This window comes from Paraburkholderia sp. SIMBA_030 (assembly GCF_046535245.1).
In the GTDB taxonomy this organism is placed as follows: domain Bacteria; phylum Pseudomonadota; class Gammaproteobacteria; order Burkholderiales; family Burkholderiaceae; genus Paraburkholderia.
This window is the reverse complement of sequence record NZ_JAWRXB010000002.1, coordinates 1-24,892: the sequence shown is the minus strand read 5'-3', so window position 1 is coordinate 24,892 and position 24,892 is coordinate 1. Positions and strand designations below refer to the sequence as shown.

Annotated in this window: 27 protein-coding genes, 2 pseudogenes and 1 riboswitch; of the genes and pseudogenes, 24 read left to right on the top strand and 5 right to left on the bottom strand. The window is 60.0% G+C overall.

All coding sequences use genetic code 11. The features are described 5' to 3' along the window. Window position 1: 1 nt before the first annotated feature. Window positions 2-745, bottom strand: a complete 744-nt coding sequence (gene phbB / locus SB772_RS03225) for an acetoacetyl-CoA reductase (RefSeq protein ID WP_410831845.1) — start codon at window positions 743-745, stop codon at window positions 2-4. Window positions 746-900: 155 nt separating this feature from the next. Then, window positions 901-1,470: a phasin family protein gene (locus SB772_RS03220; protein ID WP_410831844.1), complete on the bottom strand. Its 570-nt coding sequence runs from the start codon at window positions 1,468-1,470 to the stop codon at window positions 901-903. Between the two features lie 2 nt (window positions 1,471-1,472). Here SB772_RS03220 and SB772_RS03215 point away from each other — a divergent pair, with 2 nt between their 5' ends. Beyond that, a complete protein-coding gene (locus tag SB772_RS03215; RefSeq protein ID WP_410831843.1) occupies window positions 1,473-1,787 on the top strand; it encodes a hypothetical protein in 315 nt (104 codons plus the stop codon). Here the strand turns inward: SB772_RS03215 and SB772_RS03210 are convergent. Together SB772_RS03210 and SB772_RS03205 are read right to left on the bottom strand one after the other, a co-directional pair. After that, window positions 1,784-1,981, bottom strand: coding sequence for a hypothetical protein (locus tag SB772_RS03210; RefSeq protein WP_410831842.1), 198 nt, complete (start codon window positions 1,979-1,981; stop codon window positions 1,784-1,786). The two genes, SB772_RS03215 and SB772_RS03210, sit on opposite strands and share 4 nt — an antisense overlap. Window positions 1,982-2,704: 723 nt before the next feature. After that, window positions 2,705-3,052, bottom strand: coding sequence for a hypothetical protein (locus tag SB772_RS03205; protein WP_410831841.1), 348 nt, complete (start codon window positions 3,050-3,052; stop codon window positions 2,705-2,707). A gap of 1,128 nt (window positions 3,053-4,180) precedes the next feature. Here SB772_RS03205 and SB772_RS03200 point away from each other — a divergent pair. The 20 genes and pseudogenes from SB772_RS03200 (at window position 4,181) to SB772_RS03105 (ending at window position 21,499) form a co-directional block, all read left to right on the top strand. After that, window positions 4,181-4,378: a Flp family type IVb pilin gene (locus tag SB772_RS03200; protein ID WP_410831840.1), complete on the top strand. Its 198-nt coding sequence runs from the start codon at window positions 4,181-4,183 to the stop codon at window positions 4,376-4,378. A gap of 98 nt (window positions 4,379-4,476) precedes the next feature. Next, window positions 4,477-4,665 (top strand): Flp family type IVb pilin, encoded by a 189-nt coding sequence (locus SB772_RS03195; protein WP_410831839.1) that lies wholly within the window; start codon window positions 4,477-4,479, stop codon window positions 4,663-4,665. A gap of 81 nt (window positions 4,666-4,746) precedes the next feature. Continuing rightward, window positions 4,747-5,295: a prepilin peptidase gene (locus SB772_RS03190; RefSeq protein WP_410831838.1), complete on the top strand. Its 549-nt coding sequence runs from the start codon at window positions 4,747-4,749 to the stop codon at window positions 5,293-5,295. 110 nt (window positions 5,296-5,405) lie between these two features. After that, window positions 5,406-6,833: an ATP-binding protein gene (locus SB772_RS03185; protein WP_410831837.1), complete on the top strand. Its 1,428-nt coding sequence runs from the start codon at window positions 5,406-5,408 to the stop codon at window positions 6,831-6,833. A 63-nt stretch (window positions 6,834-6,896) separates the two neighbouring features. Continuing rightward, a complete protein-coding gene (gene cpaB / locus SB772_RS03180) occupies window positions 6,897-7,742 on the top strand; it encodes a Flp pilus assembly protein CpaB (RefSeq protein WP_410831836.1) in 846 nt (281 codons plus the stop codon). A gap of 104 nt (window positions 7,743-7,846) precedes the next feature. Continuing rightward, window positions 7,847-9,805, top strand: coding sequence for a type II and III secretion system protein family protein (locus tag SB772_RS03175; RefSeq protein WP_410831835.1), 1,959 nt, complete (start codon window positions 7,847-7,849; stop codon window positions 9,803-9,805). A gap of 22 nt (window positions 9,806-9,827) precedes the next feature. Beyond that, the gene (locus SB772_RS03170; RefSeq protein WP_410831834.1) at window positions 9,828-10,133 is read left to right on the top strand and encodes a hypothetical protein; all 306 of its coding nucleotides are present in this window, start codon (window positions 9,828-9,830) and stop codon (window positions 10,131-10,133) included. Between the two features lie 84 nt (window positions 10,134-10,217). Next, window positions 10,218-11,444, top strand: a complete 1,227-nt coding sequence (locus SB772_RS03165; protein WP_410831833.1) for a pilus assembly protein TadG-related protein — start codon at window positions 10,218-10,220, stop codon at window positions 11,442-11,444. Window positions 11,445-11,496: 52 nt separating this feature from the next. Further along, the gene (locus tag SB772_RS03160) at window positions 11,497-11,940 is read left to right on the top strand and encodes a TadE/TadG family type IV pilus assembly protein (protein ID WP_410831832.1); all 444 of its coding nucleotides are present in this window, start codon (window positions 11,497-11,499) and stop codon (window positions 11,938-11,940) included. After that, window positions 11,937-12,401: a TadE/TadG family type IV pilus assembly protein gene (locus SB772_RS03155; protein ID WP_410831831.1), complete on the top strand. Its 465-nt coding sequence runs from the start codon at window positions 11,937-11,939 to the stop codon at window positions 12,399-12,401. Before SB772_RS03160 ends, SB772_RS03155 begins: the two co-directional genes overlap by 4 nt. A gap of 29 nt (window positions 12,402-12,430) precedes the next feature. Continuing rightward, a complete protein-coding gene (locus SB772_RS03150) occupies window positions 12,431-13,615 on the top strand; it encodes a CpaE family protein (RefSeq protein ID WP_410831830.1) in 1,185 nt (394 codons plus the stop codon). Window positions 13,616-13,641: 26 nt separating this feature from the next. Then, window positions 13,642-14,997, top strand: a complete 1,356-nt coding sequence (locus tag SB772_RS03145) for a CpaF family protein (RefSeq protein ID WP_410832240.1) — start codon at window positions 13,642-13,644, stop codon at window positions 14,995-14,997. Window positions 14,998-15,073: 76 nt separating this feature from the next. Further along, on the top strand, window positions 15,074-16,051 hold the full coding sequence (locus SB772_RS03140; RefSeq protein WP_410831829.1) for a type II secretion system F family protein: 978 nt from the start codon (window positions 15,074-15,076) through the stop codon (window positions 16,049-16,051). Between the two features lie 42 nt (window positions 16,052-16,093). Then, window positions 16,094-17,077 carry a type II secretion system F family protein gene (locus SB772_RS03135; protein WP_410831828.1) on the top strand — a complete coding sequence of 328 codons (984 nt, stop codon included), beginning with the start codon at window positions 16,094-16,096 and terminating at the stop codon, window positions 17,075-17,077. Between the two features lie 16 nt (window positions 17,078-17,093). Beyond that, window positions 17,094-17,609 carry a MarR family winged helix-turn-helix transcriptional regulator gene (locus SB772_RS03130; RefSeq protein WP_410831827.1) on the top strand — a complete coding sequence of 172 codons (516 nt, stop codon included), beginning with the start codon at window positions 17,094-17,096 and terminating at the stop codon, window positions 17,607-17,609. Between the two features lie 59 nt (window positions 17,610-17,668). Beyond that, window positions 17,669-18,304 carry a methyltransferase family protein gene (locus SB772_RS03125; RefSeq protein WP_410831826.1) on the top strand — a complete coding sequence of 212 codons (636 nt, stop codon included), beginning with the start codon at window positions 17,669-17,671 and terminating at the stop codon, window positions 18,302-18,304. Between the two features lie 24 nt (window positions 18,305-18,328). Next, window positions 18,329-18,412: pseudogene (locus SB772_RS03120) on the top strand (methyltransferase); the annotation flags it as partial. A gap of 37 nt (window positions 18,413-18,449) precedes the next feature. Next, complete coding sequence (locus SB772_RS03115) at window positions 18,450-19,298, top strand: sterol desaturase family protein (protein WP_410831825.1); 849 nt, start codon at window positions 18,450-18,452, stop codon at window positions 19,296-19,298. Window positions 19,299-19,316: 18 nt separating this feature from the next. Further along, window positions 19,317-19,793, top strand: a complete 477-nt coding sequence (locus SB772_RS03110) for a type II secretion system F family protein (protein WP_410832239.1) — start codon at window positions 19,317-19,319, stop codon at window positions 19,791-19,793. Between the two features lie 278 nt (window positions 19,794-20,071). Further along, window positions 20,072-21,499: a sigma 54-interacting transcriptional regulator gene (locus SB772_RS03105; protein ID WP_410831824.1), complete on the top strand. Its 1,428-nt coding sequence runs from the start codon at window positions 20,072-20,074 to the stop codon at window positions 21,497-21,499. Window positions 21,500-21,632: 133 nt separating this feature from the next. Here SB772_RS03105 and SB772_RS03100 read toward each other — a convergent pair whose 3' ends face one another. Beyond that, a complete protein-coding gene (locus tag SB772_RS03100) occupies window positions 21,633-21,962 on the bottom strand; it encodes a hypothetical protein (protein WP_410831823.1) in 330 nt (109 codons plus the stop codon). 380 nt (window positions 21,963-22,342) lie between these two features. Further along, window positions 22,343-22,453, top strand: a riboswitch (SAM-I-IV-variant riboswitch). A 42-nt stretch (window positions 22,454-22,495) separates the two neighbouring features. Between SB772_RS03100 and SB772_RS03095 the strand changes: the two genes are divergently transcribed. From SB772_RS03095 to SB772_RS03085, 3 genes and pseudogenes are all read left to right on the top strand, one after another. Then, window positions 22,496-22,861 carry a hypothetical protein gene (locus SB772_RS03095; protein WP_410831822.1) on the top strand — a complete coding sequence of 122 codons (366 nt, stop codon included), beginning with the start codon at window positions 22,496-22,498 and terminating at the stop codon, window positions 22,859-22,861. Between the two features lie 470 nt (window positions 22,862-23,331). Further along, window positions 23,332-24,555, top strand: a complete 1,224-nt coding sequence (gene hpnI / locus SB772_RS03090) for a bacteriohopanetetrol glucosamine biosynthesis glycosyltransferase HpnI (protein WP_410831821.1) — start codon at window positions 23,332-23,334, stop codon at window positions 24,553-24,555. Window positions 24,556-24,646: 91 nt separating this feature from the next. Continuing rightward, window positions 24,647-24,892 (top strand): annotated as a pseudogene (locus tag SB772_RS03085) (hopanoid biosynthesis associated radical SAM protein HpnJ); the annotation flags it as partial.

Sequence of the window (24,892 nt, the reverse complement as noted above, 5' to 3'; positions counted from 1 at the left end):
TTCACTGCAGGTGTTGCCCTCCGTTGATCGCAATATTTGCGCCTGTCACGAAGCCCGCTTCGCGCGAGCACAGGTACAGCACGAGCGCGGCGACTTCGTCGGGCTGTCCGAGCCGGCCGACCGGAATCTGCGGAATGATCTTCGTCTCGCGGATGTCCTCGGGCACCGCCATCACCATCTTCGTCGCGATATAACCGGGCGAGATCGTGTTGACGGTGACACCTTTTTTCGCCACCTCAAGCGCCAGCGATTTCGTGAAGCCATGCATGCCGGCCTTCGCCGCGGCATAGTTGGTCTGGCCGAACCCGCCCTTGGAACCGATAATCGACGACACGTTGATGATGCGGCCCCAGCCGCGCTCGACCATGCTGTCGCACACCGGCTTGGTCATGTTGAACACCGAATCGAGGTTGGTCCGGATGACCGCGTCCCAATTGACCTTGTCCAGTTTTTTGAAGCTGGCGTCGCGCGTGATACCGGCGTTGTTGATCAGAACGTCCACCGGTCCGACTTCCGCTTTGATCTGCGCCGTGCATTTTTCGCACGAGTCGTAGTCGGCGACGTCGACCGCATACGCGCGGAACTGTCGTCCCTCGGCTTCCATGCGTGCGAGCCACTCGTTCGCACCGGTGTTGCCGGGCGAATAGGTGACTACGACCGCATAACCGGCGTCATGCAACTTGATGCTGATCGCCTCGCCCAGTCCGCCCATGCCACCCGTTACTACCGCGATTTGCTTTGCCATCGAATCGTCCTCATAAAAACCGGCGTCATGCTCATCTGGAGCAACACTGCCTTCAGTCCAGGAATTGGATGTACTGGAAGCCGGGATCCCTATCCATAAGGAATCCTTCATGTATTACAGAAACCGCACCGCGGGCATCGCTGCCCGCGCCAGTTCTATCGCTTCGCGCCCGCCGCTACGGGAGCTTGCTCGGCGTTGCTTCGCACGGCCTTTGACGCTGTGGCCGTGAGTGCATCAAAATTACTCTCGGCAACCTGTACGGCCTGTTGTCCCGTTTTCTGCAGCGTTTCATACAGGGTCGTGGTGGCGGCAATCGCGGATTTCCACGCAGCAATCGCTGCTTCGGAACCTGCGGGAGCATGCTTCGCCGTTTCTTCGACAAGTGCCTGCACGCGACCGTTGTACCGCTCGCACTGCGCCTGTGCGAGTTGTGTGACCTCGACCTGGGTGGCCGACGCGATGTCGAACACTTGCCGGCCATATGACAGCGATTTTTCCGCGAAGGGTCCGGTAAAACCTGCTTGCAGCGCGAACCACTGCTGCGGGTCTGTCGTGCCGGGCGCCTTCTTCATGTGCTCCTGCGCCTCGGCCAGCGTGGACCTGACGACCTGCAGGTTCAGCGCAACCAGTTTTTCGACGCCTTCAAAGACCTTTCCGGTCAACCCGAAGAATGCGTCGAGGTTGGCCTTCGCGGCAGCGACTTGTTCTGGATTCGATAGAGCCATTGTTGAATTCCTCAAAATTCGATCCGGCGCGCGAAACCCCGATCGGACGGGTGTGTTGCGGCGGATCGCAATGCTGGGATAAATCGAAGTGCAAGGACGCCTGCCAGGCAGCATGCGTCGCGAGGACTTCGGACGGTCGTTACATCGGTCGTTACATCAACAGGCACTACAACTTGAACACCAGCTGGGACGCTCCGTTCATGACTGTTTCTTCGGTGCGCTCGCCGTGTGATGCAGCAGCATTCGTGTCGAACATGGGGGACAGCAAACGCTACGATTTCATTCAGGACAAGGGGATGGACGCAGCAGATGTCTAGCGTATCCGGGTGATGGCCTTGAGAATGGAGTCGCCGTCGCTTGTGACATGCGGACGTGGACGTCCTGACGTGAGACTTTCCAGCGATATGAGTTGACGCTCCAGCAGCGTATCAAGCTCGGCGCGGTCCAGTTCGATCTGGTCCGGTGCGTTCTTGATGAGCATTAACGTCGCGAATTCATGGGGACTCAGCATATTGTCACCTCGATTTAGTCTGTCTGCGCGGGGAGTATTAATTACTCTCTCCAGCGTGAATGCCCGGCAAATATTTCTGCCATCTCCTCCGTAAGCGATCATTCGAGAAATCGAACCACGGAGACGTCATCATAACTGTTAAATTTTCGAATGCAATATCTGGAATGCTTTTTATGAACGCAGTCGTTTCGTCTGAGTATTACTTTTGCATCGCGTGGAAGCGCTGCCGCTCACAACGGCATCGCCGATACCAGCGGATGCCATGTCTGGCATGGCTTATGGGTTGATCCGGACTGCATCGGAATTTGAATAGGCAACTTGAATGATGGTAGTTCATTTTAAGCGTATTGGGTTAGTTTATATTTGAATATTGTGTTTATAGGTTAGCTTTTCGTGAAGCGGCTATTCTCCTATCTCAACATTGCGAAATATTTATTACAGCGCGAGTTTTCGAGCCGGAAGCCCGTTTTCTCGCCGGCGTTACCAAGTGGGTCGTGCGAGGTCAGGACGATAAGAAATTTCATGATTCGATCCCGTTCGATAAAGGATCGCTGCGTCGCCTTGCGTGGGCTGGCGGTATCGATCCGGCCTTCCTGTGAGCGCCATATGAACGGGTACGCGTGGCCGCTGACGCGGCTCAATGCTTGCAAGGATCAAGACGGCATTCTGGCGGACTAAAGGATGACCGGTCGCAGTGCAGATCCCCACCGGACCATCTCCTCCTTAATCGCGAACGTACACCGCGGCAGTGCTGTCTGCATACAGGCGTCGCCATTGGGGAAGCGCGTCGATCATGATCAAAGCGGGACTGTGGGCACTGAGAAGCGCCCACCGGATCCTGTATTTCTCCACGATCTGCTCGAAGGCAGCGCGATTCGGCGAAAAGGCTGTGACGTAGTCAGCGAGAAAATGATCCCCATACATGTCGGCACGGCCGTCGATGAACGGCTTGATGCGCCTGAAAATCAGATAGCCGCCAAATTCATAGCTATTGATCACGGGCTTATGCAGGACGCCGACCGGAACGTGATCGAGCGCGGTGACCGGCGACACGTGATCGTTAGTACGCACGAGGGGGGTGCGCCATGCGTAGTGTCGTCAATAGCGCCAAGCAAGCCAGGCCAGCGACGGCCCCGCGTAGCGAAGGGAGGTGGCCTGGGCTGTCAGGCTCGTTGCGACCGAAAGCCTGGCCAAGGGGCATCGCCAGAAGCAATGCGCAAGCCTGCCCCGCCCCTCCTTCGCTTCAATCCATGCTTTCGCGACAAGCGCAAGGCCGAAAATGAAGCTGCCGTGGAGGTTGGCCCAAGCCAGCATGAGCGGAAGGATGCGTGAGAACCAGAGATATAACTGACGTATCAGCGTTGCAACAAGCTGCGCCGGTTTCCTTTGATAGCCGGATCAGCGCCGGCACTGCGCATTCCCCGTGTTTCTCCTTACCAAAATAATTCGGCTCTGTGTTCAAGCGAACATTCTTCGCATGAGCAAACGATCAGTCGGCGAGACGTCGCCGTTTCGCAGATCCCGGACTCCTTACCTTTTCTGGCGGCGAGTTGGCCAGTTATTCTTTGGAAAAACAAATGGTTAGGGTGGCAAGGCGGACAGGGGCCATTCGCACGGACTTAGCGCTGATCGCAACAACACGTGCCTCCGGACCCAGCCATCTTTCGTAAGGTGGCGGTGAAGCATTTTTCCGGCTATTTGGGCCGATTTCGCCAAAGGCTCGTCAAAACTGAGACATTCTGGACGGCGCAGCGCGTCCAGATCTTTTGATTGTGCGAAACATTCAATGCCATCAAGCCCTTCGACGGGCTGGCATTCTTTTCGCTAAGTGTCTCGCAACGGTGGCGCACTGCTTGAGCAGTACAGGGCGCCGCGGTTTCAGGCGCCGTAGAACTGCTGACGGGGGTATCAATTCCGCGGCGCCGGAAAGCTTCGGCATATAACCAACCTTCAAGGACGGTAGTGCCGACGGCGGGGAACAGCGGTCACCGGCGTCGACGGTTATCGAAGTTTCCGCAGTGATGGCGTTGGGGAGGGGAACGGCTGGAGCACACGATACCGAAACGATGGGCTCCAGTACCGAACCGGTGAGCCAGGCCAATTCCGGCTGCGCAGTCAGCAGCCTTTCATGATTGCTCGGTCCCGCAGCGGGCATGCTTGGGTGTACTAAAAACTTCTTTTTTTTTCAAGGAGCTTCAAATGCAAAATACTCTCAACCTGATCCGTGATTTCGCCCGCGAAGAAGATGGTGTGACGGCAATTGAATATGGCCTGCTGGCTGCGTTGGTGGGGGTAGCCATTATCGCCGGCGCAACACTTCTCGGCACGCAACTCAACGCTCTGTTCAACGCTCTCGGCGTGAGAATGACCGGTGCCGCTGCTGCCGCCGCCGCATAACCGACGGCAAAGGAACTGCCCGTACGTGCTTCAGGGCAGTTCCTTGCGTCGTACCGGCGAAGTGCGCTTGAGAAAGAAACTTTTTTCGGGGGGCTCAGATGAAAAAGGCTCTTGATGTGATTCGCAACGTCTTGCGCGAAGAAGAGGGTGTGACGGCTATCGAGTATGGCCTGCTCGCCGCGCTGGTGGGGGTGGCCATTATTGCCGGCGCAACGGCTCTCGGCGCGGGGCTCAATGCCCTGTTCAACAACCTTGGTGTTTGGTTTAGCGCTATCGTAGTGCCTTAAAAATTGAGAAGAGGGCGGGCCCTTATATTCTTTTGGGTCGGCTCCCTGTTTTGCCTTGGCGAAACGAAAACGGGGGACTCCATGAACGCCTTTGAATTTCCGGTCGGTGTGTGCCTGTTGGGACTGGTGGCGGTGGCCGCGGGCTGGGATTTACAAACCCGTCGCATTCCGAACTGGCTTGTGCTGACAGGGCTGGCGCTGGCGCTGGCGATACAGTGGCGCCTGCATGGGGTGGGTGAAGGTGGCGGTCGGTGGTTGCTCGGGATGCTCACCGGTGGAAGCCTGTTCTTGCCGCTGTACCTGCTGCGCGCAATGGGCGCGGGCGACGTAAAGCTGATGGCGGCGGTCGGCGCGTTTGCCGGACCAGACATTGCCTTGGAGATTGTGCTCGTGACATGCGTGCTGGGCGGCGTGTGGGCGCTGGCGACGATCATTCTCAAGCGTGCAGTGAAGGATACAGGCGCGAACATGTTGGCAATCGTCCTGGCAGGAACCGCCTCGTTAGGTAGCAAGGAGGTGCGAGGCAAAGGCGCTACTTTCACCTCGGTAGGGTCGCTGCCATACGGCGTCGCGATTGCCCTCGGCACGCTTTGCGTGATGTTTCTCCAGACGAGGGGTGGCACGCTCTGACGGCTAAGCGCGCGAGCGCTCGACCATGCGGGAAGCCCCCACACAGAAGGGGAAAAGAGCAAGAAGTACAGCAGGGCTCGTGCGCGGCACGGGATAACCGGGGAAATAGCATGACCGACAAATTGAAAACGGCGCCGGGCGCGCCTGCTGACATTAGTCGCCTGCAGGATGCCAGCCGGGCTCGCCTCGACGGGGGAGGCGCAGAAACGCATCTGCTGGCGCGTGCGCCACGCACGATCGCCGATACCGGCCTAGATCAAAATTTCCTGCTTGAAATGGTGGCCAAGACTGCCTTCCTGTTGGGCAAGGTGTCGCTGTCTCAACTGGTGCAGCGCCTCAAGCTGGGCGTCAACGTGCTCGACAGCGTGGTGGCCTTTGCAGTGCGCGAACGGGTGCTGGAGATCGTGCGGCGCGGCGCCAGCGATATGGACGTCGACCTTCAGTTGACCGATAACGGGCGTCAGCGCGCAGCCGAGTTTATGGCTCATTGCCGCTACGTCGGCCCGGCGCCGGTCGCGCTCGCCACATACGAAGCCGTGCTGCAGCGACAATCGGTGCGGCAGATGCAGGCCACCCGCGCCGGCATGCGGGCTGCCTTTGCCGGCCTGACTGTCAGGGGAACGCTGCTCGACGACATCGGAGGCGCAGTCAACAGCGGCAAACCGGTGATCTTTTTCGGCCCACCGGGCAGCGGTAAGACTTCGTTGGCCGAACGATTGGGGCGGCTGCTGCCGGGCCACGTCGCCGTGCCGTACGCAATCGTGGTCGAAAACGAAGTTATCCAGATTTTCGACCCGCTTATTCATGAACTCTGTGGCTCGACGCAGCCCGAAAGTGCGTTGAGCGCGCCTTCGGATGCTCGTTGGCAAATTTGCAAGCGGCCCACCGTGCTTTCCGGCGGCGAGCTGACGCTCGACATGCTCGAACTGCGTTACGACGCGGCAAGCGGTTTTTATCAGGCACCCCCGCACGTGAAGGCCAACGGTGGTCTCTACGTTGTCGACGACCTGGGCCGCCAGCGCGTGGAGCCGGCTGATCTTCTCAACCGCTGGATCGTGCCATTCGATCGTGGACGCGACATGCTCACGCTGCATACCGGTTTGCGCTTCTCAGTGCCCTTCGACGTCTGGGTTGCATTTTCGAGCAATTTCTCACCCGCCGACCTCGGCGATGAAGCGTTCTTCCGGCGCCTCGGCTGCAAGCTGTATGTCGGCCCACTCGATGTCGCCGAGTATCGCGCCGTGTACGAGCAGCGCCGTGAAGAACTCGCCGTGGCGTCGGACGACGACGCCTTCGAGTATCTCGTGCATCACTTGCATATGTCGTCCGGCCGGCCACTGCTGGCGTGTTATCCGGGTGATCTGCTGCGCATCGTGCTGGCCAACGCGCGATACCTCGAACAGCCCGCCGTAGCAGACGGGCCGAACCTGCTGCGCGCCTGGAACAGTTACTTCGCGGTGGTCGGCGAACACGACAACCCGCCGCCACAGCAGCAGGGCGGCGCGGAGTGGGTAGCAAAAAAATTCGCGGCCGGTTAAGTGACCGGTTAGGCGGCCGGAAATTCTAGTCAGGACACAGGTCAAGCATCAAGGAGATTCATCATGAAGAACGTACGTGCGTTGGTGATGTTGCTGGTCGCAGCAGTGGCGGGGCTCGGTGCGGTCGCGATGGCATCGCGCTGGCTGATGGATCGATCGTCGGGGATGACGACCAAAGTTGCGGTCGCCGCCCTTGACCTCAATCTCGGGCAACGCCTTAACCCTGAATTCATCAAGATGGTCGACTGGCCTGCGGGCAGCATACCGGCCGGTGCGTTCACCGATGTGCAGAAACTCGACGGGCGTGTGATGAAAAACAGCGCGCTGCGCGGCGAACCGATTCTGGAGGGCAAGCTGACGCCGGTCGGCACACAGGGCGGGCTATCCGCCGTGATCTCAGAAGGCCGCCGCGCAATCACGGTGCGCGTCAATGACGTGATCGGCGTGGCGGGCTTCGCCCTGCCGGGCAACTATGTCGACATCATTGTCAGCACCCAGCGAGACAAAGGCAGCGCGAACAAATCGGGTAACGACGAAAGCATCTCCAAGATCGTACTGGAAAAAATTCTGGTGCTGGCTGTCGCGCAGGAAGTGGGCCGCGACGAAACAAAACCGAAAGTCGTCAACGCGGTCACGCTCGAAGTCACACCTGAGCAGGCGGAAAAACTCGACCTCGCGCGCAGTGTCGGCACGCTGTCACTGGTGCTGCGCAATCAGGTGGATACCGCGACACTGCCCACCATCGGTGCAACGAAGGTCACGTTGCTCGGCACGCCAGCCCTGCCGGCCTCGGCGCCCGCTGCTTTACCCGCACGTCCGGCGCGTGTGCACTACGCCGCACGACCTGCGGCGAAGCGGGACTGTGTCGGCGTGCTCTCGGGCGTGTTAGGCAGTGTCGAATGTTTCTAGGTTGGACGTGGTGGCATCTGCGATGACGGACCGTGCAGCGGGCGCCACGAAGGCAAAGAACAGAAATCTCGATTGACCGATATCGGTAACGGGGGCATGAAAAAATGAAGACGAAACTGGGGTTCTCATCCGGCAGCGCGATGCGTTGCCGCTCGCCGGGCAGTATCGTGCTCGCCGCGGCGCTGTGCACCGGAATATTCGCCGCACAAAACGGCGCAGCACAGGAGGCGATCGAGAGCCCGGCTCTCGCGAAAGGCGCAATGAAAGCACCGTTGCCGGTAGGCCGCGGGCCGACGCCGATGATGATTAGCATGGCGCCGATGCCGGCCGGTACAGCCGCGGTCGCCGCGCCGCTGCGTGGCCCGAACTGCACCGGCGCGATCCATGATGAAACCAGCGTCATCGTGCCGATCGGCAAGTCGACGCTCGTGCCTCTCGCCGAACCGGCACGCAACCGCACGCTCGGCAACCCGTCGATCGTGCAGGCCACCTTGGTGTCGCCGCGCACGCTCTACCTCGTCGGCATGGCGGTCGGTACGACCAACATGATCGTTCAGGGACACAGCGGCTCATGCCAGATCATCGACGTGATCGTCAACATCGATCCCAACGGACTGCAGCAATCGCTTGGGCAACTGTTGCCCGAGGAGCGCGGCATCCGGGTATCGACCGCAGCGGGCAACCTGGTACTCGGGGGGCACGCGTCGAGTTCGCCGGCTGCCCAGCAGGCGATGCAGATCGCGCAGGCCTTTGCAGGCGCGCAGCCCACCCAGCAATCGCAGGCGGCGTCCGGCAGCGTCGGCAACGGAGCCACCAGCGTGAGCCAGCAGAGTGCGAGCACCAGCAAGCCAGCCGAGGTGATCAACATGATGACGGTCGATGCGCCGCAGCAGGTAATGCTCGAAGTCAAGGTCGCCGAGGTGTCGAAGACGCTCATCAACCAGCTGGGCTCGGCGCTCAACATTCAGGGCGGCTTCGGTTCATGGAGCGGCGCGCTGGTGAGCAACCTGCTGGCCGGCGTAACGAGCGTCGTGACGGGCAGCAAGGCGAACAACCGCCCGCTTGCCTTCGCCATCGATGCGCAGAAGACCGACGACCTCGTCAAGATTCTCGCCGAACCGAACCTCGTCGCAATCAGTGGGCAGGAGGCCACTTTCCTCGCCGGCGGCAAGATATTCATTCCGGTGCCGCAAAGCAGCAGTACAGGCGCGACTACGATCACGCTGCAGGAAGAGGAATTCGGCGTCGGCCTGAAGTTCACGCCGACCGTGCTATCCAACGGCCGTATCAGCCTGAAGGTCGCACCCGAGGTGTCCGAGCTGTCGCCGACCGGCATCACACTCAGCGCGACCAACGTAAGCGGTGTGTCGATCCTGCCGCTCATCACGACCCGGCGCGCGTCCACTGTCGTCCAGATGAGCGACGGCGAGTCGTTTGCGATCGGCGGACTGATGAAGAGCAACGTCACCGGCGCGCTGAAAGCCATTCCCGGCATTGGCGAAGTGCCGGTGCTCGGTGCGCTGGCGCGCAGCACGTCGTTCCAGCAGGACCTGACGGAACTCGTGTTCATCATCACGCCGCATCTCGTCAAGCCGCTGCAAACCGCGGATCTGCCGCTGCCGACGGACAGCTTCTCGCAGCCCAACGCAGTCGATGTCTACGCGACCGGCAACATGGAAGGCCGCCATCCGAAGGTGACTGCCGCGCCTGCCGGTGCTGCCCCGGCCGCTTCACCCATACCGGCTCCGGCTTCAGTGAGCCCGCCGGCACCGCTGCCCTCGCCTGCACCGGCGCCACAAACGCCCGCTGCGCCCGTTGCGACAGCGTTGCCGCGTCCTGCCCCGCAGGCCGCGGTGCCGAGCCCGACGTCGGCAGCGGCGCCGTCAACAGCAGCGACATCGCCAGCAACAACGGCAGCAGCGCAACCGACCACCAACCGTGAGGCCGAGCGCGCCGCGCGCATCGAAAGCGCTGCCGCCAGGATTGCCGCAGCAAGCACGCAGGGCCACAAGCCGCAGCAGGTCGCAAAGACCGATGCGGCTGGCCAGGCCGCCGAACACTGATGCCATCGTCAAGGAGACTCTCATGAAACTCGCACACATCGTCTTCCCGCATCGGTCCGTGCTCGCCGTGTCGATGCTCGCTGCCCTCAGCGGCTGCATGACCAGCACGCCGATTTGGGACGCCCACTTTGGCGAGGCCAAGCGCGCCGTCATGCAGGCGCAGATCATCGATCCGCACGCCGCCGAGCATGCGCAGTCCGCACCGGGCATCGACGGCAAGTCCGCCGTCTCGGCGATGGACACCTACGAAAAGTCGTTTCAACAGCCCACCCCCGCGCCGAATGCATTCGTCATCGGCGTCGGGAGCGGCGGCGCCGGCGGTCAGTGAAAACAACATGCTGGGGAGGTCGTTATGCGTCACGTAATGCAATCTGGTGCGTGCGGTCCAGTTCGTCGGGGCGAGCGCGGCGTCGTGGCGATCATCGTTGCACTGACGCTCGCGGTGCTGATCGGCTTCGCCGGTCTCGCGCTCGATCTGGGCAAGCTGTACACCGCCAAGAGCGAGCTGTCCAACGCCGCCGATTCCTGTGCGCTGGCGGCTGCACGCGACCTCACGAAGGCGGTGTCGCTGGCGACGCCCGAGGCAGCGGGTATTTCTGTCGGCGAGAAAAATCGGGTGTTGCTGCAGAGTGAAAATGTCGTGCTCACGACCAACAGCAACGTCACATTCAGCAAGCAGTTTACCGGCCCGTATCTGACCAAAGACCAGTTCAGTGCTGCAGATGTGCCCAGCATCGGTTTTGTGCGCTGTACCGTCAACCGCGCCAACATCAGCAACTGGTTCATGCAGGTGATCAGCGCCACGCTTGGCACGTCAGCTGTTGCTGCAACCGCGGTAGCGTCGACCACGCAGTCGCAGACGACGTGTGCACTGCCGGTGTCCGTTTGCCAGCCGCCGGCCGCAACCCCCTATACGGTGGGCCAGTGGCTGGCCAGCAAGGTCGGCTCGGATAACCAGTTGACCGGCAACTTCATGTGGGTCAAGTATTACAACTCCGATGGGAGTCTCATGACGGTTCCCGAGATCAAGGCACTCCTGACGGGTGGAGGCCAGTGCTCGTTACCCACGGTTGGCAGCAAGGTCGGCGCGACAGGCAACATTCAGAGCATGGACGGTCCCTGGAATACCCGTTTCGGGATTTACCAGAATCCCTACAATGCTCCGCCTGATCCCTCCGCTGCGGTGCCCGATTTCACCGGCTATGCCTACTCGCCCGTGACCCCGTTCAACGGCGGGGCACCGCTCACATCGAATGCTTTCCCGGATTTTCGCGACCAGCGGCGGCCGGGCCGCACACCCTACCAGGGCGATACGGCATCGGGGCTGTCCGTTCAGGGATCCAGCTCTGGGCCACAACCGACAAGCTATTACACCAGTGGCGCCGACCGCCGACTGGCGTTGGTCCCGGTGGTCGACTGCGGGGCGTTGACAAGCAGCCAGAAATCGACGATTCAGTCATGGGCCTGCGTGCTGATGCTTCACCCAATGGAGAAAAACAACAACCAGGCGCTCAACGGCTCTATCTATATCGAATATCGCGGCGATGCCTCCGACCCGACTTCGCCCTGTGCGTCGCAGGGTATTCCCGGCAGCACGACTGCCGGCATCGGGCCGATGGTGCCCGTGCTGGTCCAATAGGAGAGCCGTCATGCGCAATCGAAAAAGATCCCCTCGTCGCATGCGGGGCGCCGTGGCCGTCGAATTCGCGCTGCTGTCGATCCCGATGATCATTCTGCTGCTCGGCATCGCCGAGTTCGGTCATGCGTTCTATGAGTACAACACGATCGTCAAGTCGGTTCGCGACGCGACACGCTTGTTGTCAGCATACGATCCGACGACGAGCACCTACCCGATCGCACAAGCCCAGTGTCTCGCTGCTTACGGCACGAATGACTGCTCGGGCTCCCCTCTCGTCGAGGGATTGACGACGAATATGGTCGTGGTGTGCGATCAGGTGAATACCAGCGGCTGTACCGGGCAATTCAAGAACGTGCAAACCGATCCGACCGGCGACACGATCAATCTAGTGCAAGTGAAAGTTACCGGATATCCGTATTCGCAGATCACCGGTTTTTTTAATCTGGCGAATCTGATCTTCGGCGATATCAGCTGCGTGATGAGGCAGACGCTATGAAAACGCTCAACATCCATCGTTCGCGTGGCGCCCGGCGCCAATGCGGTGCCGCGGCGCTCGAATTTGCCTTGATATCGATGGTTTTCTTCACGTTGCTGATCGGCATCATGGAGATGGGGCGCGTGCTCTTTTACTGGAACACCGCAGCGGAAGCGACCCGGCTTGGCGCCCGTGTGGCAGTGGTCTGCGACATCAACAGCAGCCAGTCGGCGAGCAACCCGGTGATCGCACAGATGCAGCAGTTGTTGCCGATCCTGCAGCCGGCCAACGTCACCGTGGCCTACACGCCGTCGGGCTGCGACGCTTCGTCATGCATCGCGGTCACGGTCAGCGTGACCAACGTCACTGTCAGTACTGTCATGCCCTTTATGCCGCTTTCGATATCGATGCCGCCATTCTCGACAACTTTGCCAAGAGAAAGCCTGAATAGTGTGAACGGCACCAATCCCACTTGCAGTTAGTACATCGCCCATCCACACGGAAGAACGAAATGATCGACATCCTCACGATTTCATCAGATCCCGCACATGCCAGCGCGATCGCCCGGATCGTCGCGGCGGGAGAGTCCCATCACCGAGTCAGGACATCAACCACCGGGCTGGCCGATCTGTGCGCGCATCAGCAGGCGCTCGACGGTGTCGATTTGCTGGTTATCGATGGCGCGCAGATGACGCAGCAGGATTTCGGCACACTCACTGCGCTCACTGCACAGCGAGCCGGTCTGGCCTGCATGCTGCTGGCACCGTCGCCGTCCGCCGATCTGCTGATTAGTGCGATGCGTGCCGGCGTGCGCGATGTGCAGCCGTGGCCGGCTAATCCAAAAGACCTGCAGCATGCCATCGAAGGCATCGCTCAAAAAGTTACCGGCACGCGGTGCGACGGCCGGGTGATCTCTTTCGTGTCCTGCAAAGGTGGAAGCGGCACTTCTTTCCTGGCCGCTAATCTGGGGTTCGCCGCGTCGGCGGTCGGCAAGCGTACGCTGCTGATCGATCTGAATCAGCAATTCGGTGAGGCGGCCTTTCTGGTATCGGAAGTCACACCGCCCGCCACGCTGGCCGACGTGAGCATCCAGATCGACCGGCTCGACCCCGCATTTCTCGACGCGTGCCTGACTCACGTCAGCGATCGTTTCGATGTGCTGGCCGGCGCACCTGATCCGGCCAAGGCAAAGGAAATCAAACCGGAACATTTGCAGCGGATTCTGCATCTGGTGCGGAGTCAATACGACCTGATCATTTTCGATATCGGCCAGAGCATCAGCAACGTGTCGATTTCAGCACTCGACCAGAGCGAGTACATTTTTCCGGTGCTGCAGTTGAGTTTGCCGTATTTGCGCGGTGGCCGCCGGCTGCTCGATATTTTCCGCTCGCTCGGCTACCGGGGTGACAAGGTGCGCGTGCTGGTCAATCGCTATCAGAAGAAGGGGCCGGTGGGGTTGCCCGAACTGGAGAAGGCACTGGGTCTGCGGGTGGCCAGCGTGATTCCGGAAGACGGTGCTTTGGTGTCGGCGTCGATCAATCAGGGTGTACCGATTCTGCGGCTCGCCAAATCGAGTGGCGTGGCAAAGAGTCTGAGCGAACTGGTGCGAAGCCTGTCGCCGCCGCCAGCAAAAGCAAACGATCATCGCAGCATTCTGCAGAAATTCTTTGGTAAGCCGGTGTTAAGCAGGGCTTGAGAGAGGAGATGAAAATGGAAAACATTTTGACGCTGCGCGAGCAATTTTGTGAACAGGGTGATGTGTCTGCGCACGAGCAAAGCCTTAGCCGAAACAAAATGGCCAGGAGAGCGTACCAGCAACTCAAGAAGAACGTGCATGAGGCCATTATCGACCGCGTCGAGCTGGAAAAACTCCAGCGCCTGTCGAACGAACAGATCCAGCATGAACTGGCGCAGTTGGTCGAGCGCATCATCGAAGAAGACAACATTCCGATCAACGAGGTCGAGCGGCGCCACCTCATACGCGACGTGCGTGACGAGATGCTTGGCTTTGGACCACTCGAGCCGCTGCTGGCGGATCCGACGATCTCCGACATTCTGGTCAACACGTGCAAGCACGTCTATATCGAGCGGCGCGGCAAACTGGAACTGACCGATGTCACGTTCTATGACGACGCGCATTTGATGAAAGTCATCGAAAAGATTGTGTCGCGCGTCGGCCGCCGCATTGACGAATCGAACCCGATGGTGGATGCACGTCTGCCGGATGGCTCACGCATGAATGCGATCATTCCACCGTCGGCGATCGACGGCCCGCTGCTGTCGATTCGCCGTTTTGCCGTCAATCCGCTGACAGTGAAGGACCTGGTCGACTATCAGAGCCTCACGCCACCGATGGTTCAGATGCTAGAAGCGCTTTCGGCTGCCAAGATCAACACGTTGATTTCGGGCGGCACGGGCAGCGGCAAGACGACATTGCTCAACGTTCTGTCGGGGTTCATTCCGTCCGACGAACGCATCGTGACGATCGAGGACGCTGCGGAGCTTCAGTTGCGCCAGTTGCATGTGCTGCGGCTCGAAACGCGTCCGCCCAACATCGAAGGCAAGGGGGAAATCACGCAGCGCTCGCTGGTGCGCAACGCACTGCGGATGCGGCCCGACCGGATCATTCTTGGTGAAGTACGCGGCCCCGAAGCGCTGGACATGCTGCAGGCGATGAACACAGGGCATGAGGGCTCGCTCGCGACGGTGCATGCCAATACCCCGCGAGACGCGCTGACACGGCTCGAGAACATGATCGGCATGGCCGGATTGAATCTGCCACCCAAGGCCGCGCGCCACCAGATCAGCTCGGCGATCACCGTCATTATTCAGGTGGCGCGTCTTACCGACGGGCGCAGAAAGATCGTCAGCATTCAGGAAATCACGGGCATGGAAGGCGAGGTGATCAATTTGCAGGAAATCTTCACGTTCAAGCGTAGCGGTGTGGATAAGGACGGCAAGGTGTGCGGGTACTTTTGCGCGACGGGCGTGCGGCCGAAATTTTCCGAGCGGCTGCAAGCGTTTGGCGTGGCGGTGCCGGATACATTGTATGACCCGACACAGCACTATCCGGTGTAACGGCGGCTGACAAAGACGACTGGCAGGACGGAGGCGGCGGTGGGAATGCTGCCGCCTCAATAAATGGGACATCGTCATGAACTATCTTTACTACGGCTTCATCATCCTGGTGTTCTTTGCGATCATTTTGTTGATCGAGGCCGGCAATATCTGGTGGCAGAGCCGGCACAGCAGCGCTGCCAAACGCCTCGAAAGCCGCATCCGCATGATGTCCGCAGGGGGGCATGCCAATGACAAGGCGGTGTCGATTCTCAAGCAGCGCGAGTTGAGCAATTCACCGCTGATGACCGGCCTGCTGCTGCGGGTACCGCGCATTCAAGTGCTTGATCGCCGGCTGGTTCAGTCGGGGCTGAGCTGGTCGGTGGGGAAATTTTTTTCCTACACCGTGTTTCCGCCGCTGGTGATATGGGCGGTCGGCAGCTTGATCTACATGCCGTTGCTGGCGCAATTGGCGGCGATGCTGATCGCGGGCCTCTTTGCGCCGCTCAAAGTTAGCCGGGCCAAGGCCAAGCGGCTTAGACTGATCGAGGAGCAATTGCCCGAAGCCGCCGATATGATCAGCCGGTCGTTGCGGGCCGGTCATTCATTTTCGACGGCTCTCGGCATCGTGGGCGACGAAATGCCCGAGCCGATCGGCGCCGAGTTTCGCACGGCGTTCGACGAAATCAATTTTGGCGTGCCGCTCAACGACGCGTTGGGGGGGCTGGCCAACCGCGTACCGATCGGCGATCTGCGCTACTTCGTGATCGCAGTGCTGATTCAGCGCGAAAGTGGCGGTAACCTGGCCGAAATTCTCGCCAACATCAGCCAGCTTATCCGCAGCCGGCTCGCGCTGCTTGGCAAGGTCCGGGTGCTGTCGGCAGAAGGCCGACTGTCGGCCTGGATCCTTGGGGCTCTGCCGTTCGTGATGGCCTTTCTGATTTCGATAGTGAATCCGCGTTTCCTTAGCGTTTTGTGGACCGATCCGGCCGGCATAAAACTGATCGGCGTGGCGCTGGTCATGATGATGCTCGGCGTGGTCTGGATGAGAAAAGTCATTCGCATCCATGTTTGATCGAGACACGTCACTTTCATTCTTTGGAGATGGGTCGATCCCATGCCTGCCATGAAAAATGAACAACTCATACTGCTGGCCATTGTTTTTGTGATTGTCGCCCTTGTCGCATTCGGGGTGATGGCGCTGCTCATGCCGAACTCGATCCATCGCCGCCTTGGTCAGCTCACGAGTTCCGGCCAGCCCTCGTCGGAACCGGACGATGGCGAAGTCGCGCAATGGGTCAGGAAGGTTGTGCAGGCTTCGCAGCCGATCGCCAAACTCTCGATTCCTAAAGAAGGATGGGAGCATTCGGTGTTGCGCACGAAATTCATGCACGCGGGATGGCGCGGTCCGTCTGCCCCTGGCGTTTTTTTTGCCGCCAAGACGGTTCTGGTCATCGGGCTGCCTCTCGTCTGCCTGATGGCGGTTGGACCTTACCTGTCGAACAATAACGGCAGTCTGCTTATGGTCCTGCTGGTGGTGCTGGCGGGTATTGGCTATTACCTGCCCAATGTCGCACTGGCTCGCAAGGTGCGCCTGCGCCAGCTGACTATTTTCGAGGACTTTCCCGACGCGCTGGATCTACTCACGGTGTGCGTGGAGGCAGGTCTCGGACTGGATGCGGCGCTGATGAAAGTGGCTGATGAAATGCACCTGAAAAGTCGGACGTTGAGCGAAGAATTGCAACTGCTGCTGCTCGAGTTGAGAGCTGGGTTAAGCAAGGAAACCGCGCTCAAGAACCTGGCACTGCGCACGGGCGTGGAAGACCTGGACGTGCTGGTCGCCATGCTGATTCAGGCGGAGCGCTTCGGCACCAGCATGGGTGATTCGCTGCGCGTGCATTCGGAAAATCTGCGGCTCAAGCGACGGCTTCGGGCCGAGGAGGCGGCCGGGAAAATCGCCGTCAAATTATTGTTTCCGCTGATGTTCTGCATATTTCCGACGCTGATGCTGGTGTTGCTCGGCCCGGCGGTCATTCAGGTTATACGCGTACTGTTGCCGACGCTGTCCGGTGAGGCAGGTGCGGCCTTATCACAGTTTTGAGGACTGGAGTGCAAACATGACTCATGCTCCCGACGAACGCGTGGAGGTCGTCAAGCTCCGGTTCATGCTGGGTGTCAAGCTCGCGGCCTTCAACCAATTTGTTGCGGGGCAACTGAGACTGAACGTCACCGACCTGAAATGCCTGGAAGTCGCTTATTACGATGAGGTGCAGCCCGTCACGCCTGGCCGGCTGTCGAAACTGACGGGATTATCGCCTGGCACGATCACGACTTCCCTGAAAAACCTTGAAAAAGCCGAGTTGATCAAACGCGAATCCGATCCGACCGACGGTCGGCGCATCCTGTTGCGCTTTATTCCAGGCCGGCGGGCGATGATCGATGCTTACTTTGAACCGGTCAACCGTGATCTGGCCGATTTCGATCGCACGCTCGATAGCGGAGAACTGGAAAGCATCAAAAAGTATCTGTGCGGATTGGTGAGGATCCTCGACGAATATATGTCGGCACCCAGCCCGATCATGCAGACCCACGCGATGCGGCGCCCCAGGAAGAACAGTCGGAGAAAGACATGAGCACGGTCACCACCAAAACAGCGGCACTTGTAATACCTCTAGCCGGGAGCCTTGCGTGCATGATGCACAAGGCGATACCGCGCTTGGGCGAGGCGCTGCTCGAAGTATTGGCACGGATCGGCTCGGCTTTGCTGCTGGGCCTATTCGCATACTTCACAATCCGGCATTGGCTTGCCGACCCTGGACGTATCACGCTGTTGCTGCTGGTAATCGCCGAGTGCTTCACCGTGGGTCTGTCGCTTTTCACTAGGGTTCCGGTCAAGCGTGACTGGACGCCGTTCGCATTCGTGTGCTCGATGGGTGCCACGTACTACTTTCTTGCCGTTCAGCTTGGACCTGGGGCTCGACTCGTACCGGAATCGGTCGGGGCTGCGCTTCAGGTTTCCGGTATCTGCTGGCAGCTCGTTGCAAAGGCTTCGCTGCGGCGCTCGTTCGGCATTCTGCCGGCCAACCGCGGTGTCGTGTCCTGTGGTGCCTACCGGTTCGTACGGCATCCAATGTATCTCGGCTACCTCGTTGCGGATATTGGCTTTCTGCTGACGAACTTCGGTTTGCAGAACGTTCTCGTGTACGGCTTTCAGTTTGCCTTGCAGGGTGGGCGCATCCTGCGTGAGGAGCAGATCCTGTCTTCCGACGAGAACTATCGCCGGTACAAAGGAAATGTGCGCTATCGGGTGATTCCTGGGGTGTTCTGATCCTGTGAATCGTTCGGCATCGACTTCAACACGCTGCTGCTTCCGCTGGCGATTGCCGTGCGTTTTATCGATCGCCTGCTCAAGCGCGACAGATCGAGCGGCGATGCCAAGCAAGAAGCTGGCTTTGTATCTATCGAGGAAATCCATGCTTGCGTCCAATCCGCTTCCTGCACTGTGGCACTTCGCATGCGAATGGTGGTTCGGCTATGAGATCGTGTTGTCGCTGTTCATAGTAGGCGCGTTGATCGAGGCGCGCCGGCCGGTACAGCGTCTGCAGTCCAGGGCGGCCATCCGTCTGAACCTCGCATACTCAGCCATCTATACGGTCTTGGGTCAGGCCGCGCGGCCGTTGACCGCGGCCGCCTCGGTCTGGATCGTCAACCTGCTGGGAGGCGGCCTGATCGTGTTGCCCGCCCACGGCAGGGGCGTGCTCGTATCGGTTCTTGCGCTCGTGCTCACGATCGACCTGCTCGAATATCTGTTTCATCGCCTGCAACATGCGTGGCCGCTGCTGTGGCGCATGCATTCGTTGCATCACAGCGCGGAATCGTTCAACGTCACCGTGACCACGCGCCACTACTGGTTTGAGGTGCTACTCAAGGGCTTCCTGCTGTTTCCGCTGGTCGGCGTGCTGTTCAGGGTCGATCCGTCGATCGCGGGCATCGCCACCCTGGTGTTTTTGCCAGTCAACTTTTTTGCGCATATGAACCTGCGCGTCGACCTCGGTCGCTTCGTTACGTGGGTCAACAACCCGCAATATCACCGGCTGCATCACTCTCGCCGCGCCGAACATTTCAATAAGAACTTTACGCAGATGTTGCCGCTGTGGGATCGCCTGTTCGGCACGATGTGGACACCGGCGCCGCACGAGTGGCCGCCGACCGGGCTCGACGACAACGCCGAGCCCGCATCAGTGCTGGTCGCGCTGTACTGGCCGCTGCGCAAGCGCACCGTCGGCGCCCCCGCCGCCGCGGCGCCGCGCGTGGCCGAGTGACGGTCCGCCACACGCCGCCTGACGACGCCAGACGACGCGGAACGAGGGAATGCTCGTCATGTCAGCGGTCGTGTCAACGCAGGTCTCAGCCTTGATGCGGCGTTGATGAAAGTGGCAGGAGAAATCGAATTGCGCAGCCCGGTGGTAGCCAGCGAACTCCAACTGATGCTGCTCGAAATGCGCTCCGGCTTTACCAAGGAGAAAGCGCTGCGCAATCTGTCTCTACGCACGGGTGTCGAGGATGTCGAATCCTTTTGCGCGATGCTGATTCAGGCCGAACGTTTCGGCACCAGCATCGGTTCCTCTTTGCGTGTGCTGTCGGACACGCTGCGCACCCGCCGCCGGATGCGCGCCGAAGAGCAGGCGTCGAAGATCGCGCTGAAATTGCTATTTCCGCTCATTTTCTGCATCTTTCCCGCCCTTCTCACCGTCCTGCTGGGGCCGGCGTTTATCCACATCTACCGGACTCTTCTGCCCACCCTGGGCGGCGGCTAGCGGGTCAGTTGCTAACGCACAATGCTCCCTGGCCGGACTTCCCCGGGGAAAATACCAATATATCCGCGGCCGAATCGGAACGTTAACCCTGTACAGGCACCTCGCGGACCTCGTTGTAACGGCGGCACCGATATTCTTTTTTTTTTGCGGCGTCCGCAGCGAGTAGCATCAAAGTACCGGACGTTGCTGCACAGCCGATTTTCAGGCGTGCAACAACGCAAAAAGAAGGGGGGAATACCGTGCCAAAATCACCTGACCGTTTTCGAACGAGTTCCTGCGTGACGGCCGGCGCGGCGCAGTCCGCGCCCCCGCTCCAGCCGGACACCCAACGTCGTCTGATGTGCGTTGCTCGCGCACCGAACGAGGTGCTGCTGGCGAATATGCGCGCAATCGGCTGGGATGTGACCGTGGCAAAAACCGCCGTCGGCGCAGAAGCCGCAACGAAAAAAACGGGCGTCGCGGCAGGTCTCATCGATTTCGACGGCTTCGCGCCGCGCGACTTTGCCGCTCTCAAGGCGTGCCTGAGCGAATCGACCATCGGCTGGGTAGCGGTCAGGGCTGAAGGCCAACCGGCAAGCCGCGCGGTGCGCGAACTGATTCGCAATTATTGTTTCGATTACATCACGCTGCCGCTGTCGCCTGACTGGATTTCCCATGTGCTCAGCCATGCTCGCGGCATGGCGGCACTGGATTACCTTGACAACGTCGCCGAAGCCGCCCTTCCGGGCGACAACGAGATGGTTGGCACCTGCGATGCGATGCAGCGGCTTTTCGGCACCATTCGCAAGGTCGCCAACGCAAATGCCAGCGTGTTCATTTCCGGCGAATCGGGCACCGGCAAAGAGCTCACCGCTCTCGCGATCCACCAGCGCTCGCCGCGGCGCAAGGCGCCATTCATTGCGATCAATTGCGGTGCCATTCCGCCGCATCTTCTGCAGTCGGAACTGTTCGGCTACGAACGCGGCGCGTTCACCGGCGCGGAGCAGCGCAAGATCGGCCGCATCGAATCGGCGAACGGCGGCACCCTGTTTCTCGATGAAATCGGCGACATGCCGCTCGCGGCCCAAGCGAGCCTGTTGCGCTTCCTGCAGGAAGGCAGGATCGAGCGGCTCGGCGGCAACGAATCGATTCCCGTCGACATACGGGTCATTTCGGCGACCCACGTCGACCTCGAAGCGGCGACACTCGATGGACGCTTCCGCGCCGATTTGTTCCATCGTCTGTGCGTGCTGCGTATCGACGAGCCACCGCTGCGCACACGTGGCAAAGACATCGAAATACTCGCGCATTACGTCCTGCAGAAGTACAAGACCGAAAGCACCCACAAGATTCGCGGCTTTACGCCGTCGGCGATCGATGCCATGTGCAACCATCCATGGCCCGGCAATGTGCGCGAATTGATCAATCGCGTGCGCCGCGCGCTCGTAATGGCTGAAGGCAGGCTGCTGACGTCCCATGATCTCGGCCTCGAATCGCCGATCGACAAGGCAACGGCGTCGCTCGACCTCGTGCGCGAAATGGCCGAGCGCAAAGCGATCGAATCCGCATTGCGGCACCACAATTACCGGGTCGGCAAGGCGGCGACGGCGCTCGGAATCTCGCGCGTCACGCTGTATCGGCTGATGGTCGCGTACGGCATACACGACGCTGGCGATATGGCTGTGGACGATTCGGATAAGGAGCTGGACGAGGACGCCGCCCTTTAATTCGCGCCCTTTCCGGTCCCATCAAAACGACTTGGTGTTTGAAACGTACCCGGGTCACCGACACGGCCGGGTCAGGACACGCAAAGCGGCGACACCCTTGCCGCTGTCTTTGTCATGCCGGGACGCGCCGCGCTCAATGCGCCGCCCCGTTGGCGACAGCCGATGTCTGGGGGTGGCACTCAAACGACACGGTGGCGCTATGTTGTTCGAGATGGCTCACGCCGCTTGTCACTTCTGATTTGATCGCGGGCTGCATCCCCTTCTGCTTGCAGTAACTGGCAGCCGCGGACACAGCCTTCTCGTGCGCGTGGGCCCAGGCGAGACTGGTGCCGGTCGCTTGCGCCGTCACCATGTAGACGTCGGGTTTGTCGCTCGCAACGACGTCGGTCACCGAAGCGCAGCCTGTCGCGACACTGGCCGCCAGCAGGGCGATAGTCGAACCGGATAGGACGCTTCGCTTCACATTTGCGCGAATCGCGGCAAGAACATTCGCAGCGGCAAGCGGAGATCCACAAAGTTTCGTCTGCATAAAAAGATGCGGAGTTGACATGGGGTAACTTTGCCGATCCTTCCCAATACCGGGTCGCATCGGCAGTGGACAGCGAAGCAGGTCGAGCCTGCCGCTGAAGTATCGGTTATCCCGCATGAATGATCAGCGGCCGTTTGATAAACGCAGTTTCTCGCTTTTCGCTACAATTTCCCGTGGTGCACAGGACGAGGAACCCTCCAGCCTTGCTAGCGGCGGGTGCGGCGCACGATCGCGAGCGCGCGCCGGGGCCTCGGGATCTGGTCAAAGCGGTTCGTTGCGTCGAACGCAGGCTGTTCGATTTTTTGTTATCATCGAAACAGCATTAAGAGTCGGTAATACACCGACGCCAACCTGCCCCTCCCGGGCAAGGTGGAAGCCTTCCTCGAAGGCAATGCGGCCGATAGTCGGCAACGAAGCGGGAGCGGCATAGCTTGCACCGGTTCGGTTCATCTCTTCCCGGAGTCGCTATGCATCACGCAACGCCCTGCCCATCTTCCTCGACCGGCACCAGCGGTACTGAAGACGATTTCGAAAATTGTCTTCCAGGCTTTCGATTGACCCATATTCTGAACGTCGTCTCCGGTCCGGATCTGGACATCGTCGACCAGATTCTGGACTGTATAAAGGATGAGCAAGCCTCTGTTTCCAACTGGACGATCGTGCGCCGAGGTGACCTGCTGGATCAGCGAATCAGCTTGCAGGGGACCAGCGAGCAACGTGTGCGATCCGTGCGGGAACAGCTCTTGCGGCTCGATAAAGGACTTCGGATTCGTCTTGAACACCAGTTCAATCGGCAACGCCATTCGGACGTGAAGCTGTCTGCACACCCATGAACGCCGAAGGCGGCGCGCTAAACCAGTACACGTGTTCCACGCAATGGAATACAGCAAGCCATATTAATGCAACGATGAAATGCACATTCAGACGTTCAAAACGGATACGGGCATTGCTAGAATCCGCGGTACTCGCGCGCGGACTGCTCTCCGGCTCATTGTGGCGGATAAGTAAGAGGTAAGTAAAAGTCTGGTTCAATCGGCGCCCAGTAACCGTGCGGTGATAGCGAAGACGCAGAACTGATAAGCGCAGGCGAATCAAACTATCTTCAGACTTGCAATTCCTTTTGTATTATTTCAAACATTACAATACCCGAATTATGTCGCCTGTTGCAGTGTGCTGAAGCGGAAAGCGTCGAACAAAAAGATATGCAAAGGGAAGTTGAGATCATGCGGATTTGCGTTCCTGACGAAAATTCCTTGAGTCGCCCGCCGTCGGACGTGCGGCGGGCTGCCAGGAGTAGCAGAAGATGACGGCCCATTCGCTGTCGGTTTGCCAATGGCTGCTGATGACTGTGTGTTGCTTCGCCACGATTTATGGCGTGTTTGCCGCTTTGGCAATGCCCTTCTTCGGCACGGAACGAACCGGGAACGCGCCCGTTGACGGAACTCGACCGGCTCCGGCCGTCAGCGTGCTAAAGCCGCTCTGCGGCGCGGAACCTCGGCTGTATGAGAATCTGGCGACGTTTTGCGAGCAGACTCATCCGTGCTTTCAACTTTTGTTCGGCGTGTCGTCGCCGGGCGATCCGGCGATTGCCGTCGTTCGGCGTTTGCAGGCGGCGTATCCGCAGGTCGATATACAGCTTGCGGTCGATGCGAGCGTGCACGGCAGCAATCTCAAGGTCAGCAACCTGATCAACATGGCCGGGATGGCGCGGCACGACATCATTGTGATCGCCGATAGCGACATCGCCGTCGAACCGGACTACCTGGCAACGGTGTCGGCGCCGCTGGCCGATCCGGAAGTGGGCGTCGTGACCTGCCTTTATCGCGCGCAGGGTGTCGGCGGCTTCTGGCCGCGCGTCGGTGCGCTTTTTATCAATGAATGGTTCGCACCTTCGGTGCGAGTTGCCCATGCAGGCGGCTCGCGGCGCTTCGGATTCGGCGCGACCCTGGTGCTGCGTTGCGCGACGCTCGCGCGTATCGGCGGATTCGCGGCGATCAAGGATTCGCTCGCGGACGACTACTGGCTCGCCGAGCATGTCCGCGCCCTGGGTCTGCGCACGGTTCTGTCCGAGGTGATGGTGGCCACGGATGTCATCGAACCCACCTTTGCGACATTGTGGCAGCGCGAAACGCGTTGGTTGCGTACTATCCGCTCAGTCAACCCGTTCGGCTTCGCGAGCCTCTTTATCACGTTCACGACCCCGTGGGTGCTCGCCGGCGCGCTGCTCGCGCTTTATTTCCAGGTAGGCGCGGAGGCCGGCTTGCATCCGCTCGCGGCCAGGGCGATGGTGGTCTGCACGATCGTGAGCGCTGTGTCGCGCGTGATGCTGCATGCGCGCAGCGCGCATCACTCGCGCTCCTTCTGGCGCGATCTCCCGCTTGTGCCGCTGCGCGACATCCTGCTGGCCGCACAGTGGATGGCCGCGGCATTCGGCTCGAACGTGATGTGGCGCGGGGAACGCGTACCGGTGGATAATCGCGTCACGCGGCCACGCCCGAGGATCATGAAGGCTTCCGACGGCAGATAAGCATTCAAGTCCAACCCGGCGCCCAATCGAGCCGGTGCGGCATCATTCACACAAACAATCGTTGCATCCCAATCTGATAGGCGAAGCATTCATGAAAACCCTGTTCTTGCAGGCGCCGTCGTACGACGGTTTCGATGGTGGCGCGGGTTCGCGCTATCAGGCCAAGCGTGAAATCCGCTCGTTCTGGTATCCGACGTGGCTCGCGCAGCCCGCCGCGCTCATCGCCGATAGCCGCGTACTCGACGCCCCGGCCGACGGCCTGTCCGTCGACACCTCGCTCGAGATCGCGCAGCAATACGATCTGGTGATCATCCACACCAGCACGCCGTCGTTCCCC

Coding starts and splice junctions, on each gene's coding strand:
- SB772_RS03200 (WP_410831840.1), top strand. CDS start 4,181: ATGCAAAATACTCTCAACCTGATCCGTGATTTCGCCCGCGAAGAAGAT.
- phbB (WP_410831845.1), bottom strand. CDS start 745: ATGGCAAAGCAAATCGCGGTAGTAACGGGTGGCATGGGCGGACTGGGC.
- SB772_RS03150 (WP_410831830.1), top strand. CDS start 12,431: ATGATCGACATCCTCACGATTTCATCAGATCCCGCACATGCCAGCGCG.
- SB772_RS03190 (WP_410831838.1), top strand. CDS start 4,747: ATGAACGCCTTTGAATTTCCGGTCGGTGTGTGCCTGTTGGGACTGGTG.
- SB772_RS03170 (WP_410831834.1), top strand. CDS start 9,828: ATGAAACTCGCACACATCGTCTTCCCGCATCGGTCCGTGCTCGCCGTG.
- cpaB (WP_410831836.1), top strand. CDS start 6,897: ATGAAGAACGTACGTGCGTTGGTGATGTTGCTGGTCGCAGCAGTGGCG.
- SB772_RS03195 (WP_410831839.1), top strand. CDS start 4,477: ATGAAAAAGGCTCTTGATGTGATTCGCAACGTCTTGCGCGAAGAAGAG.
- SB772_RS03220 (WP_410831844.1), bottom strand. CDS start 1,470: ATGGCTCTATCGAATCCAGAACAAGTCGCTGCCGCGAAGGCCAACCTC.
- SB772_RS03135 (WP_410831828.1), top strand. CDS start 16,094: ATGCCTGCCATGAAAAATGAACAACTCATACTGCTGGCCATTGTTTTT.
- SB772_RS03155 (WP_410831831.1), top strand. CDS start 11,937: ATGAAAACGCTCAACATCCATCGTTCGCGTGGCGCCCGGCGCCAATGC.
- SB772_RS03095 (WP_410831822.1), top strand. CDS start 22,496: ATGCATCACGCAACGCCCTGCCCATCTTCCTCGACCGGCACCAGCGGT.
- SB772_RS03130 (WP_410831827.1), top strand. CDS start 17,094: ATGACTCATGCTCCCGACGAACGCGTGGAGGTCGTCAAGCTCCGGTTC.
- SB772_RS03125 (WP_410831826.1), top strand. CDS start 17,669: ATGATGCACAAGGCGATACCGCGCTTGGGCGAGGCGCTGCTCGAAGTA.
- SB772_RS03185 (WP_410831837.1), top strand. CDS start 5,406: ATGACCGACAAATTGAAAACGGCGCCGGGCGCGCCTGCTGACATTAGT.
- SB772_RS03210 (WP_410831842.1), bottom strand. CDS start 1,981: ATGCTGAGTCCCCATGAATTCGCGACGTTAATGCTCATCAAGAACGCA.
- SB772_RS03115 (WP_410831825.1), top strand. CDS start 18,450: ATGCTTGCGTCCAATCCGCTTCCTGCACTGTGGCACTTCGCATGCGAA.
- hpnI (WP_410831821.1), top strand. CDS start 23,332: ATGACGGCCCATTCGCTGTCGGTTTGCCAATGGCTGCTGATGACTGTG.
- SB772_RS03175 (WP_410831835.1), top strand. CDS start 7,847: ATGAAGACGAAACTGGGGTTCTCATCCGGCAGCGCGATGCGTTGCCGC.
- SB772_RS03140 (WP_410831829.1), top strand. CDS start 15,074: ATGAACTATCTTTACTACGGCTTCATCATCCTGGTGTTCTTTGCGATC.